This window comes from Citrobacter sp. MGH103 (assembly GCF_001034475.2).
GTDB classification, from domain to species: domain Bacteria; phylum Pseudomonadota; class Gammaproteobacteria; order Enterobacterales; family Enterobacteriaceae; genus Citrobacter; species Citrobacter freundii.
In genome coordinates, this window is the sequence record NZ_CP073043.1 from 3,870,553 (window position 1) to 3,883,775 (window position 13,223).

At 45.7% G+C, this 13,223-nt stretch carries 13 protein-coding genes and 1 tRNA gene; 3 read left to right on the plus strand and 11 right to left on the minus strand.

Annotated elements, in window-relative coordinates; translation table 11 throughout:
• The first annotated feature begins 2 nt into the window (after window positions 1-2).
• Genes SK33_RS18800 through SK33_RS18810 form a run of 3 tightly spaced genes read left to right on the plus strand, consistent with a single transcriptional unit; the run spans window position 3 to window position 1,671 of the window.
• Window positions 3-242 carry a DUF4060 family protein gene (locus SK33_RS18800; RefSeq protein WP_047063783.1) on the plus strand — a complete coding sequence of 80 codons (240 nt, stop codon included), beginning with the start codon at window positions 3-5 and terminating at the stop codon, window positions 240-242.
• Between the two features lie 41 nt (window positions 243-283).
• Window positions 284-631: a helix-turn-helix domain-containing protein gene (locus SK33_RS18805; RefSeq protein ID WP_072011928.1), complete on the plus strand. Its 348-nt coding sequence runs from the start codon at window positions 284-286 to the stop codon at window positions 629-631.
• Window positions 514-1,671 carry a site-specific integrase gene (locus tag SK33_RS18810; protein WP_227658530.1) on the plus strand — a complete coding sequence of 386 codons (1,158 nt, stop codon included), beginning with the start codon at window positions 514-516 and terminating at the stop codon, window positions 1,669-1,671. The genes SK33_RS18805 and SK33_RS18810 overlap by 118 nt, the downstream gene beginning before the upstream one ends.
• Before the next feature lie 14 nt (window positions 1,672-1,685).
• On the opposite strand, the gene SK33_RS18815 is transcribed toward SK33_RS18810, so the two are convergent.
• The 11 genes from SK33_RS18815 to SK33_RS18865 form a co-directional block, all read right to left on the minus strand.
• Window positions 1,686-1,761 (minus strand) — tRNA-Thr (locus SK33_RS18815).
• A 164-nt stretch (window positions 1,762-1,925) separates the two neighbouring features.
• Window positions 1,926-2,390: a methyltransferase family protein gene (locus tag SK33_RS18820; RefSeq protein ID WP_003843778.1), complete on the minus strand. Its 465-nt coding sequence runs from the start codon at window positions 2,388-2,390 to the stop codon at window positions 1,926-1,928.
• Between the two features lie 192 nt (window positions 2,391-2,582).
• Window positions 2,583-4,031: an EAL domain-containing protein gene (locus SK33_RS18825; protein WP_003838773.1), complete on the minus strand. Its 1,449-nt coding sequence runs from the start codon at window positions 4,029-4,031 to the stop codon at window positions 2,583-2,585.
• A 341-nt stretch (window positions 4,032-4,372) separates the two neighbouring features.
• Window positions 4,373-4,846, minus strand: a complete 474-nt coding sequence (locus SK33_RS18830; RefSeq protein WP_003838775.1) for a hypothetical protein — start codon at window positions 4,844-4,846, stop codon at window positions 4,373-4,375.
• Window positions 4,821-5,552, minus strand: coding sequence for a winged helix-turn-helix domain-containing protein (locus SK33_RS18835; protein ID WP_048219650.1), 732 nt, complete (start codon window positions 5,550-5,552; stop codon window positions 4,821-4,823). The genes SK33_RS18830 and SK33_RS18835 overlap by 26 nt, the downstream gene beginning before the upstream one ends.
• 144 nt (window positions 5,553-5,696) lie before the next feature.
• Entirely contained in the window at window positions 5,697-6,392 is a 696-nt protein-coding gene (locus tag SK33_RS18840; RefSeq protein WP_003031358.1) for a fimbria/pilus periplasmic chaperone, read from the minus strand.
• Window positions 6,389-8,005: a hypothetical protein gene (locus SK33_RS18845; protein ID WP_008324500.1), complete on the minus strand. Its 1,617-nt coding sequence runs from the start codon at window positions 8,003-8,005 to the stop codon at window positions 6,389-6,391. Before SK33_RS18845 ends, SK33_RS18840 begins: the two co-directional genes overlap by 4 nt.
• A gap of 4 nt (window positions 8,006-8,009) precedes the next feature.
• On the minus strand, window positions 8,010-10,502 hold the full coding sequence (locus tag SK33_RS18850; protein WP_048219652.1) for a CS1-pili formation C-terminal domain-containing protein: 2,493 nt from the start codon (window positions 10,500-10,502) through the stop codon (window positions 8,010-8,012).
• Between the two features lie 58 nt (window positions 10,503-10,560).
• On the minus strand, window positions 10,561-11,238 hold the full coding sequence (locus tag SK33_RS18855) for a hypothetical protein (protein WP_003031363.1): 678 nt from the start codon (window positions 11,236-11,238) through the stop codon (window positions 10,561-10,563).
• 52 nt (window positions 11,239-11,290) lie between these two features.
• Complete coding sequence (gene ecpA / locus SK33_RS18860) at window positions 11,291-11,878, minus strand: common pilus major fimbrillin subunit EcpA (RefSeq protein ID WP_003031365.1); 588 nt, start codon at window positions 11,876-11,878, stop codon at window positions 11,291-11,293.
• A 595-nt stretch (window positions 11,879-12,473) separates the two neighbouring features.
• Window positions 12,474-13,193: a Crp/Fnr family transcriptional regulator gene (locus SK33_RS18865; protein ID WP_016149621.1), complete on the minus strand. Its 720-nt coding sequence runs from the start codon at window positions 13,191-13,193 to the stop codon at window positions 12,474-12,476.
• Between the last annotated feature and the right edge of the window lie 30 nt (window positions 13,194-13,223).

The window sequence follows — 13,223 nt, forward strand, 5'->3', positions numbered from 1 at the left end:
TGATGAAGCTGATTAATCGCAGTAAGCAATCACCTATTGGTCGCCGCGCTTGCGATGCTGCGCTGGCGGAGCACCACGCTAAATATGGCGATTACGGCAGGCAGAAGCACCAGACAAATTACACCGTCGAGGTGGACGGCATGAAGGTCACCGTCGAAGTCGTCAACCGGGCCACCAGCTATGTCGCCACAGCAATGATCGGCGTTCGCAAACTTCGAAACCTGCCAGCACAGGCACACTGAATAACAATGACGGCCCCGGCTGGGGCCACTGGAGAACATCGATGGACGAAGAAGTATTTACCAGAGATGAGGCCGCCGCCTTCCTTAAAGTGGATAAAGGCACGATTGCCCAGTGGATAAAGTCCGGTCGCCTGGCTGCTACCCGAAAAAATCCACATAAGAAAAAAAGCCCATACCTGATCTGCAAAACAGACTGTATTGCGGCAGTGAAGAACCCGATCCACAATCAACCCGTGAATGCGGTTGATGTGCAGGAGGATAAAGCATGTCAATCAAACAACGTGCCGGTACGTGGCACTGCGACTTCGTTACGCCTGGTGGAAGTCGAATTAGACGGTCTCTTGGGACAACGGACAAAAGGCAAGCGCAGGAGCTCTATGATCAGCTGAAAGCTGAAGCATGGCGAGTTGATAAGATGGGGGAGTTTAAGCCGCGAACGTTCGATGAAGCGTGCGTTCGCTGGCTTAACGAAAAGCAGCACAAGAAAAGCCTGGACGATGACAAAAGCCGGATCGGATTCTGGAGGATGCACTTCAAAGGAATGGACCTGTCAGCAATCACGGAAGACAGGATCTTGTCTGCGGTGAGTTCGATGGTTAACCGCAAGCATCGAATGAACTGGGAGGCTAAGCGCGACAGCCTGCTGCGAAGAGGGAAGCCGGTTCCCGAATTTAAGGACAAACCAGCAGCGGCGGCCACCAAGGCGACGCACCTTGCTTTCATCCGGGCGCTGTTACGATGCGCGGCCAACGAATGGCGATGGATAGCCAAAGCGCCGAATATCAAATGCCCGGTGCCGAAAAATAAGCGTATTCGCTGGCTAACCAAAGAGGAAGCGGCGAACCTGATCCGGGAGCTTCCAGAGCATATGAAGCCGGTTGTTATTTTTGCACTGGCGACGGGGCTGCGCAGGTCGAACATCACAGATCTGGAGTGGTCGCAAATTGATATGCAGAGGAAGGTCGCGTGGATTCACCCCGAGGACGCGAAAGCAGGAAGGGCGATTGGGGTCGCCCTGAACGAATCGGCCTGTAAGGTGCTGCGGGATCAACTGGGGAAACATAACCGGTGGGTCTTTGTTCACACTGAATCATCCGTTCGCCCGGATGGAACGAGAACAAAGGCGGTGCGCAAAATGCGGTCTGATGCTAACACGGCATGGCGCGCAGCGTTAAGGCGGGCGGGAATAGAAAATTTCCGCTTCCATGACCTGCGGCACACCTGGGCGAGCTGGCTTGTACAGTCCGGCGTGCCACTCAGTGCGCTACAGGAAATGGGCGGGTGGGAAAGTATCGAGATGGTGCAGCGTTATGCACATCTGGCACCGAATCATCTGACGCAGCATGCCATGCAAATCGACTCATTCCTGGCGGGGAATGGCACAAATATGGCACAAGGCGCTTTTGCTGAACTGGTGAATATCGCGTGAACCCGCGTGGTTAGTGGTGCCGATAATAGGAGTCGAACCTACGACCTTCGCATTACGAATGCGCTGCTCTACCAACTGAGCTATATCGGCCCTGAAAAGGACATGTCCACGAATGTGAGCACGGGGTAGAAGGTTAAAACTAACCGGGCGACGCGTCAATGGCCTTGCGAATCAAACGCCTATTTTTGCATCATCCGGATTCAATTACGCACGAATCGTGTCGTCACAGGCATCCTGTACGCGGCAAGGGAACTCTATAACCAGCGGCGAACACGCTGCTCATAGTGTTTCCATTCCAGCCCGAAATGTTTTCGCAGTTGTTCCTCTTCAAAATCAATGTGCAATCTGGCAACCGCCAGCATAAACAGTGGTGCAACCAATATTCCAATCAGGCTACCGACGTAGAGAGCAAAAGCTAACTGGAGTCCACTCATTCCAAGATAGATTGGATTGCGGCTCCAGGCATAACATCCGCCAGTAACAAGCGTGGTCGATTTCTCTGCATGCAGTGGGTTTAGCGTCGTACGTTTCTTCCGCATCTGCCACGCGGTATGCAGTATCATCGCCAAACTGGCGCTAGCCAACAATGCACTTATTACAATAGTCGCCGCGCCAAATGTGAAACGCGGGATCGCCGTCAACGCATCCGCGATGAGGAATAATATTAAGATGAGTGGTGGTGGAAGCCAGACTCTTAATTTTGTCAGGAAATGACGCATGGCTATAGACTAACCTCGGAAGCGGTTTGATTAACGCTGATACCGCTATAAATACCCTGTAAAAGACACATAAACAAACAATGTTTCACTCAGAACAGGCTATCGTCTTCACCAGACAGGCAGGATCTGTAGTACTAACCTCGGCAAAAAAACCGGCATCAGAGGCATCCGCCCCTGATGTTCCCGACAAGTTTACGCTGAAAAAGTTGAATCCGACGCTGATTCAAACAGCCCTACAGACTGCTTGTAAAAACGCATAAAATCATCAAACATCACTGGCGGTAAAAATTGATAACCCTGCAGGTAATCCACATTATTTTTCCGCAACCATTGCTGCTGATAGCCATATTCAACGCCTTCCGCCACCATGCGTAACCCCAGGAGTCCGGAAAGATGAATGATTGACTCGAGCATAGGGATATGTTGCTCAACTTCTTTAATAGCCTTGATGAACGTTTTATCAATTTTGATTACATCCAGGTCTAACTCATTGAGATAGCAGAGATTAGCGTATCCCGTGCCAAAATCATCTAAAGCAAACAGCACCCCTCTGTTTCGCAACGATCGTATCAGCTCTTTGAGAGCTGGAGTGATAGTTAGGGTCTGATTTTCGGTTATTTCAATCATTAATTTTATCGGTAGTCTTTGCGTTATCTCCATAAAGTTAAGGCATTCCCAATAAAAAACAGGATTACTTAAACCTGATGGACTGACATTAAAGGAGACGAATAGCGTTTTATTAATATCCTCGCTTCCGTCGACCAGATTACGCGCGACGGTGGTCATTAAATAGCTCGTTAACTCATTCATTAAGCCACTTTTTTCAGCCAGAGGTATAAACTCACGCTGAGAAATCGCATAATTATGGCCCTGTGGCCACCGAGCTAAAACCTCAACACCACAGACGTCCCCATTGATATTTACGATGGGCTGAAAATAAGGAATGATTTCTTCATTCCTTATTGCCATACTCAGTCGGCCAGAATCTGAAACATCATATGCATCGCCATAAATTACATTCTCACCAGAATGACTGTTTGTCGGGTAGCCTTCATGCAATAAATTATTCCTGGTTAAAAAAATGATAGTTTCATTAAAATGAGAAAATCCCAGACGAGCGGTTATCCGCTCCCGATATCGATAAACTGACTTAGTTGTTAGTGAGTTAGCAATACAAAAGTCGTGCAATTTTTCTTTTGTGAATGATGAATACAACATTTCCTCTTCAAATTCAGTCAAATGAAAATTAAAAATCGTCGAACCTTTAGTGACCTCCACAACCTCATTGGGTGCCATTAAATTGGCTCTTAGCTGAGAAATCAATTGATCAGATAATTCTCGTCCATTAATGAAAGCATACTCCTCGTATCCTCGATTAACAGAACGAGTTTCATTCATCCGAAGAACAATACAGTTGATGTTGATAAACTGCGTGCTATTTCTCTGAAACCATTTCCTGACCAGTAGCAATGGTAACCGGTTATCGATCACCAGCAAACAGGACGGGTATCGTGGAATAACTGACTGTGTACCAGAAATAAATGATCGCGCATCAACCAGTACCAGATTTGGCAGCCACGCTTTTATCCCTGAGAAAAGAAAAATATCATAACTGAGCAGAAAAACCTTTTTCGTATTCATAGTTACCACCAACTTAAATTTATGGCATAGCAGGTCCCTCGTTATATACACGAGAGAATATACAACACCTTCAGCCTCCAGCAATTATAAGGCGGTTCGTGAATTAACTTTATCCATAAGCCATATCACGTAATTTCAGAGTTTATAATCACAATTATCCATATGCGTATTCCCATTAAATGGTAAATCCATTTTAAATATCAAAAAAGGAAAATTCCTAATTTTCATCAGTACAAATCCTTTTACTCATTTTCACTACAAGGCAAAACAAAAAACCACGAATGCAAGAAACGACAAAATATACAACCACAAAAATCAAAATACTAACACATTACCTTGATTTATGCTGCCCGACAAACCATGAGCGTACGTCGCAGATCTCTTATTGCATAGACATTTCCTGCGATACGGATGACCTTATAATAGAAAATATCCTGTTGAGACATAAGCAGTTCGGTAATGTCATCGGGAACATTGTCATTTTTATTTTTGACAATAGCCAAGCGACGAGTCTGCAGATATCCGTCACGGTCTTTGCCAATAAAATTCAGGACAACATTACGATCTACAGCATAGTGCTTACCCTGAATATTAAGGCTCCCTATCTGGGATACCCGCCCTTCGGTAGCGGAAGAAATACGAAAAACCAACAGAACTTCACCTTCAATTTTTACGCCCTGAGTTTGCGCCTCCAGATGCAGGTAATTCTTGGCAGAGCAGGTCAGCGTCTCAGGTTCTTGATGGCGATAAAAAAAGTATGCTGTTATCACCGCAAGAAAGATCGCCCCGCTAATAAAGATAATTTTCGCATTCACGGGCAGCCCCTCCTTTATCCAGCGTACAGTTCCCCAAAAAATTCTCTTTAAGATCATTACCTGCCGATAAATTATTATCATCATAAAAAACAATTGTTTTCTTGCCATCATGACAAGTCGCATTTATTTTTCGCCACATATCAGAAGATAAAAACGCTTTCGTTTTATCAGCATTATTGTCATCGGCAGTATAAAGTTCACAATCACCTATTGCCCTGATATAGATAAAATTCGTGGCACCTGAATTAAGAGCTGGCAATATCAAAACAGAGCTCCCAAGAAAGGCAAACAATAAAATGAACAGAACAATATTTTTGCGTTTCGGTGTTGCGGGTGAGTTCACCGTTTCTGTTACCGAACGAACAGGTACATCTCCACTGAAAGATGACTGTTCATCATTGACCGAAGCATGGAACAAAAATCCCTGCCGGGGCAATGTTTCAATGGGATTATCGGCCCCCAACTCACTAAATGCTTTTCGCAATATACTGATACTTTTATTAAGGCTATGACCCGATGGGGCCATGCCATGCTTTTTCCATACTTCTTCAATGATAAACTCACGATGGAGTTGTTGATTTTTATGGACAATGAATAGCTCAAGTAGTCTCGCTGTAGATGCCGAAAGGATTATTGTAGTATCGCGATGTTTCAGGCTTTTTCTGGTGGAATCGTACTCAGCCTGATCATTAATTATACTTTTCATACTACCTGACTCTTGAATACCGTGACATGGAGTACAAATGACCAAAGTTTCATCTGTGCTGAGCTGAATACTGCATTGTATAAAGATAGTTACAGTATAGGTTCGATATCTAACCATGACATATCGGATCAGACTCAATGCTTACTATTGATTGAGTTTGAAGCACCCCTGACCTACTGGGATGTATTTCTGCAACGCTACGATAAACTTTCGGTTTTTTGTTTTGAGCTCACTACTACGCCAGGTTTCACCCGGCAACACATAACGCATGGTGGCTTCATCATCGGTTGAATTGCACCCTTGGTGTACGATGATTTTAAAAAAAGTATTCCCAGTGTTTTTCAGTGTTCCGTTAGCCTCATCAATGGTGTAGGCCAGATTTATGTTTCTCGGGCGAACAACCAATATGGTGTCCATAGCGATCACCGGGAGAGCCTGCCCGCCTTTCCCTTGATTACGTTCGGTAAACAGCGTGATCGGCATTTCACGAAACAGAATTCGGTAATAGCGTTCTTTATCATCCTGCGGCCCGCGGTAGAAAATCTTAAAAAACTCACTCGCCTGCGGAGCCAGTGAAAAATTCAGCGGAGTAAACAGAAGTTCGCCTTCAGCAATAGCACTTCTGTTTTCACCTCCCGGTCCCGGCTTATCAATTTTTACTGCGCCGATACTGTATAAATTCTGTTTCTGGCTATCGTTATAGATTCGTTTACTGATAAATGCTTTATCCGATGGCATCTCATAAATGGTCGACTCCAGGTAGACTGCCTGTGTAGAGAATGCTGTCAGACCGGAAAGTAGAATAAATACCCATCTAAGCGCCAGACGACGGCGGTTCATGGCGTCACTCCCACCCAATTCGCCGTGACTTTTATCTCTCCACTGGCGCTGACGACACCTTCCCAGTCAGCGCCGGAAACGGTTAACATCGAACGTGAATCATTCATTGGGAAAAGCAATTTCAAATCAGTAGCATAATAGCTTCCATCGTCATTGTTATTTGCGTCCCAGGGCGTCTGTTGCCACTGCGCATCTCTCATACTGACTGCCGCTTCACTGCAGCTATTTCGTTTTTGCACCACGCCCCCCGACTGACTGTTGTACTGCAGAAAAGCGGGAATGGGGACGGACAGCCCGCCTTGCGCAGACGTAAACAGACAGTAAGGGACACTGTTTATCGTCGTACTTTCCCCAATAACTTGCGCGGTAATACTGTCTGCTTGACGGGGACCTGAGACGGTTACGGTGTACTCCATTTCTATAGGAGCGGCATCGCCAATCGTGCCACTACCGCTCGCAGAAGCTGTGTTGTCCGAAGAGACGATACTGATCCCATACTCCTTCGGCACAATATTGAGCTGTAGCGAAGGGGTAAACTGGTAGTGTCCTGACTCTGGTGTTAAGCCATTATAAAAGCCGAAGGTAAAGGGCTGACTGTTAGTAATGCTGATCCCTGAATCGACAAGATTCTTCAAAAATGCTTTTGACAGAAAAATATAAATGTATTCTCCGGAGGTCGTAAAAACGTTGTAATAAGCAGTTGAAGTACCATAGTTATACCAGTTTGAACCATTCCCGGAGTATCTCACGGTGGCCGCTCCGGGCGTAAAACCAAGCATCGCCGTATCGACAAAAGCGCGAAACGTCAAGGAGGCGGTCAGATTGGCCGTTTGTTGCAGGTTATAACTCACCATTTTGCAAATCACACCGTCAGTACCGCCTACCACGCCAAGTTCGCAATAACCAGAGTCTTTGGTGATGCTCGGCGTACCGTCGCTGGCAACCCAAAGCTCCTGAAATGCGTTAGTCGAGACAAGTGACAGATGACCGCGTTTAGTTAACGTGTAATTGACGTAATTCCATGATCCTGTCGATTGGTCTTTGCACCGTTGCCCGGAAGAATAATCATAATTTACAGAAGTATAACAGCGGTTGAACACGTAGGTTTCGCTGCTACCGGTAGGCACATTGCGAAAGTACTCATAAGCAGTATCGGTCAGGGAAGCGAATCCGTAGGCGCCACCAATAACGCCTGCGACAGAGCCGACCTGCGCATGATAAAAACCGTTTTTGTCAGTGCCCAATCCGGCAATAAACCCGGTTGATGGGCATTGGGTGCCACTATAACAACGGATTCCCCGGAAAGGCCCGTTAATCGGGGAGTTATCAATCCACATGTCCTGATAATAATTTCCAGGCGCAGTCCAGCCGACAAAACCTAAATACCCGAGACTCACCTGAGAGGTACCGTATTTTATCCACGTGTTTGACCCGCTGAAACGCGGATCAAGTGCCGATGGGGTAATAAAGTATTCACTATCAATGGCATTTTCGATAAACAAATAGTTATTGCTGACTGAGCCGGAAGAGATTGCATTCAACGCCAAAGCAGGCACAGGTGAAAAACTCCCTACGGCACAGATTACAGTAGCTAATTTAATTAATACTTTCATTTTATTACCTCTGCGCCATCGTGGTTTGCGTTGCACATTTCACATCGCCAACCCACGCTGCGCCGCGTGCTTTTTCCAAATCAAGATCGGCTTCGCATATGCTGCCATTGGCTGAAATTAACGTGATGACCGGATACTTTTTATCGATATCGATAGCAAACTCACCCTTTTCATCCGTACGCGTTTTACCGATGTGGTTATGGATATCGGTATTTGCAGCCAATTGTCCATCGGGATAACGAATGCGCCCGAATACAGTGACCATGCTTTTCACTTCAGGATTGATAACACCCACGTTACCCGGATATAGCGTCAGCTCCTGTTTGCGTCCTGAAACAATATCGAAGCTGTCCTCAGAGTTTTTATCATTGAGGATTTCCAGCTTGTACTGAGCATAGGGCGGCAGTGCAATGAAATTTGATTTACCGCTGAGAAGATAATTGCGGTTATTAATCTTCGCAGCTAGTTTCCCTTCACCGGTCAAATCTGTTTTCACAATGATGCCGGACCGCTGCCGCTCTTTACTCAGGCCGAAATCTTTACCTGCCCACGCCAGAGAACCTTGAGAAGAGAAGTTCATATTGGTGGAGTTGTCAGCAGAACGCGTTACCGATACGGTGCCGGCGTTATATTTCGTGTCATAACTCAAATTGCCGTTTACCGAATAATTATTGTCGTAATATTGTTCGCCACTCAGACGCGTTGATGCCGACAATCCGACCGATTTAATCGGGCCCTCAGCATACTGCTTACGCGCGCTGAGATTACCCTGAGTACTGCCATAACGATCCCGGGAGACGCCCATGCTCAACCAGGTCGCCAACGGCAACGATAAATCCAGACTGACATAACGTTCCTGTCGCCCATCGTCATTCCGATTGTTGTAGTAATAACGCTGAATACCTGCACGCAACCCAACCGTGGCATACCTGCCTGAATAAAGGGTCGTGCTGTAGTCCAGATTACGATATTTATTTCCCGAGTAGCGATTCTCCGTCTGACTCACGGTGAGCGAGCCGCCATGAGGAATAAACTTTCCGAGGTTAAGAGTCCCGCCAATGGAATAATTATCACGCTCCTGTAAAGGCAGACGATCGCCAATTTTACTGTCTTCACGAGATGCCCATAGGGAACCGTATCCCTCAGGGACATTAAGGTTGATGTTACTGATATTTCGCCATGACGAATCGTTCGCCACTAGCGTCTGATTGCCAATACTTACGTATTCATTCACATTGAGCGTGACATCCGTTTCATTAACCGCATTGTTGTCAAAACCGTAGAGCGTGGATTTCAGGCCCAGCCCCGATAATATCGCCAGCGTCACCGATGCGGCCCCCCCGGCAATCCAGGTCTGCTCGTTGCCCAAATCTTGATAATGATTTCGCTTGTAACTCACACGGTCATAATCCAGTGAGCCACCAAACAGTTGCCACGAAAGCTGATCAATCCCGACGGCTTGTTGGCGGGCAAAGATTTTATTAACCCTGCTAATACGACTATTAATTGTCCGGCCATTGACCACGATATCTACCGTGACGTCATAAACACCATACGGAAAGCGACTGGTATCAATTTCATAGCTGCCCATATTAAAGTTCTGCACGCTGAGCAAACGCCCATCACGGAAGACATGAACCTCGCCAGCGGCTGGCAAAAATACGGTAATCGGCGTGAGTGAAAGCGCGGTATTCTCAACAACCGTACTTCCTTTGTTTCCGTAGCTCACACCGTAAATTTTCCCACCATTCAACGCATTCAAACTAGCAATAGACTGCACGTTCCAGGTGTCGAGCATCCCGAGCGCCAGTCGATACCCGTCATAATCACGCTCATACATCGCACGATAGAGTTTACTGGTGCCGTTGCTGTCGCCGATGCCGTAAAACGAACCGTTAATATTGATATGGTGCTCACGCAGCGATGTTGTATTGTCCACCGTCAGATAGCTGCGGGTACTGCTGCCATTATGATAATCGTTGTAGTAGGTACCAAAGTTATAATTCAGGACGTTAGAGAGAGACTCCACGCTGGAAGGTCCAAGCAGGCTACTGCGTGCGACAATCGCTTCAGTTAACGCATCTTTGCTGACTATCATCTCCAGGTGAAATGAAGAGACGTTGAGTTGCAGGCGTGCATTGTCCGATAGCTCGATATTGGTGTTATCGTGAAATTTCACATCACGAATTTTTTCTACCAACGCACGAGTTTTTCCAGATAACACGGCATTATTAGGCAATTCAGCAAGAGTCAGGGCTTTAACTGTAATATTGCCATCAACAAGCGAAATCATCGCATCGGCAATTTTTTGCTGACTTTTCTCGTCAGTCTCGTTGTAACGAATATATACCGGCACCGTCATTCCCTGCTCCAGTGAACGGGCGAAAGCGCTGGGAATAACGTAATTACCCACTTTTACTGGGGCTGCATGTGAAGTTCCTGGTGTCAGCGCAAGAAAAAGACAAATGCTACCGCCGACAATATATTTTGTTGTCATATGCATCCTTACAATCCGGTATTTTTATTTATCCCGTACAGATGGCTGCTATTGACCATCACTTCACTGTAATAAACTGCTTACCGTGCCAGATACCAATGCGTGAGCGGCTATTACTAATGTCGGTGAACTGCAGTTTTATTTTTGTACCTGGCATAATGTAATAGCGTTCGCGACAACCTCGTCCCTGATCGCGAGCCTTATCCTTACAGGCACCATAGGCGATCACACGAAACGAAACATTGCCAGTATTGGTAATAACATCGCCATTTCGGCTATATTCAAAACGTTCTTTTCGCGGCGCGACCACCAGAATAGTGCCAATTTCTGCCGACGCTGTTGCTACCGCCATTTTATTCGCCCGGGTTTCCGCGCTCTCGGTGACCGGCTCATCTATCCATTGCAGACGATAATAACGTTCGAGATCATCTGCTGGTCCTTTATAAAAGAAGCGGAAAACATCCTTTGCTTGACCAGGAAGAATAAGATTGGCAGGTGTAGAAAGTAACTCTCCGGAATTGACAGGCTTTATTTCGACTCCCCCCGCCAAAGGTGATGACAATTGTTTTACCGAAACACTGACATAACGCGCCGCATCAGTTGTATTAGTAATTTCTTTCGATAATGAACTCTCAGCAGAAGTCATTATCGATGTGATTTCACCCACATTAATTGCCCATCCGGGAAAAGATGCTACTAACCCTACCAACATCACTGCCGGTAAATATTTTTTCATGACGCCATTCCTGATAAATTCGGGAGAAAAAACTCTCCCGAATTTTTATTACTTAGGCAGACGGAGTCGTCCAGGTTGCATTAAACTGTACTTTTACATCGCCAGTCCAATAGCCGTCTGGCAGAGCAGAGTAATCCGTTACTGCCTGGCTACCATCAGAAGTCGCTGACGCGATGGTGAATTTGAAGTTGGATTGATCGCTGACACGAGCAGCACCGTTATAAGCGCCATCAGCCATCAGGCTTTCAAGACCAGAAGTCGAGCTGGAGTTAACCAGGACAGTATCTGATGAGTTAGTCAGCGCGGTGCCATTCCATGCCACCCCTACGTTCAGGGTAGACGCATCGCCACTGGCGTTGGTCAGCGTGTTACTAATGATCTGAGCAGTCAGCTCAAAATCAGTTGCCGTTTCCTGACCCTGAATAGTCACATCAAAAGCACCGTCCTGAGAGTTGAAGGCTTTCAGTCCTTCAGCATACTGGAAAGTCAAAGAGTTCAGCGGGGTGACAACCAACATACTGGTGGTATCTTTTGTTGCCGTCGCGTCCCACGAGGCAGTTGCAGAAGCAGTAACGTCTGCCATTGCATTTGCTGCAACAAATACAGAAGCCAGAGAGGTTACTAATAATAATTTTTTCATTTTTATCTTCTCCTAAGAACAAACTCACCACCGAGTCTTATTTTTAAGTCACTCCAGCGGTTCCATTAGTTGCGAGCCAGAATTGCCGCGCCAAAAAATTATCATTTGAATTAAGTAACATCTCAACAAACCCTGAAACGCAAAAAATACAAAAAACTAAGAATTTTCCCACAAAAAAATTTATCTAAGAAGTCTCCTAAGACAGAATTACTTGAAATGCGCCTTGTTTCAGAATTATCACCCGCACAAATAAGCAATACCAAACAATTCATCTTTTTTATGTTTTTGATAAATATCAAAAAGATCATACAAATACCACCTAAGCAAAATCCTTACAAAACATAAAGATAATTAACGCCTCCATATTTTCTCTATAATGCTTATTATTTGTTGCAATTATGCTAATTCTTTAACTTCACAAGAAAATTCTCATGAAATATTCATATGAGGGGGAATATTCTTATAAAATAATCGCTAAGCTGGAGGATTAGTATTCGAATTGATAATTATTTCACATAAATAAAACCAGGAATTTTCCATATAAAAAGAATATTCCTGGAATATCAAGAGTTATATAACGCTCAACAGGAGAGATTTAGCTGAAACCTTTTAATCCCAAATAACTATTAAGTGTTACCGTTCGTACCCGATGTAGGGTAATCAAATTTTGTTGTTCGAGGGATTTAAATGACCGGCTAACGGTTTCAATTTTAAGGTCGAGATAACTGGCAATTTCCTCCCGGGAGAATGGCAAGTGAAGCGTCGTTTCTGGCCTGCCAATACGTAAATGCATCTCGTAAAACTCCACCAGAAAAGCAGCGATCCTGGCCTCAGCATGTTTATTCGCATAGCGCCGCAGTTTTTCAACAATGAATCCATTGTCCCTGCAGAGAAACTTGATGACTGCGGCAGCAACCGACGGATCCTTTTCTGCTACTTTGAACAACCGCGCAATATCGATATGACATACCTCCGCAGCCGTTGCCGCCTTAATCGTTGTCAGGTACTTCCCCCCTTCGACAGCATCCAGCGCCATGATATCTCCCGGAACATAAAAGCGACTGATAAAATCGTTATCACCGCATTCCACGCTGGACTTGCAGTATCCCTCGTGAATAACAAAAAGCATGTTTGCGGCTTCATCCTGCCGGGCGAGTATCTCCCCAGCTTTAAACCTTCTTCTTTTGTCTATTAATCGGTGTTGATTATCACGATCAATTGCCGCTCCCTTTGGACACAGCGAACAATGGCGGGGGGGAAACGGGTTGCCGAGCGGCACTACAGGAATGCGATGTTTGTGAATATCCGATTTCACGCAACAACTCCTCATAAAAATGAGACTGAT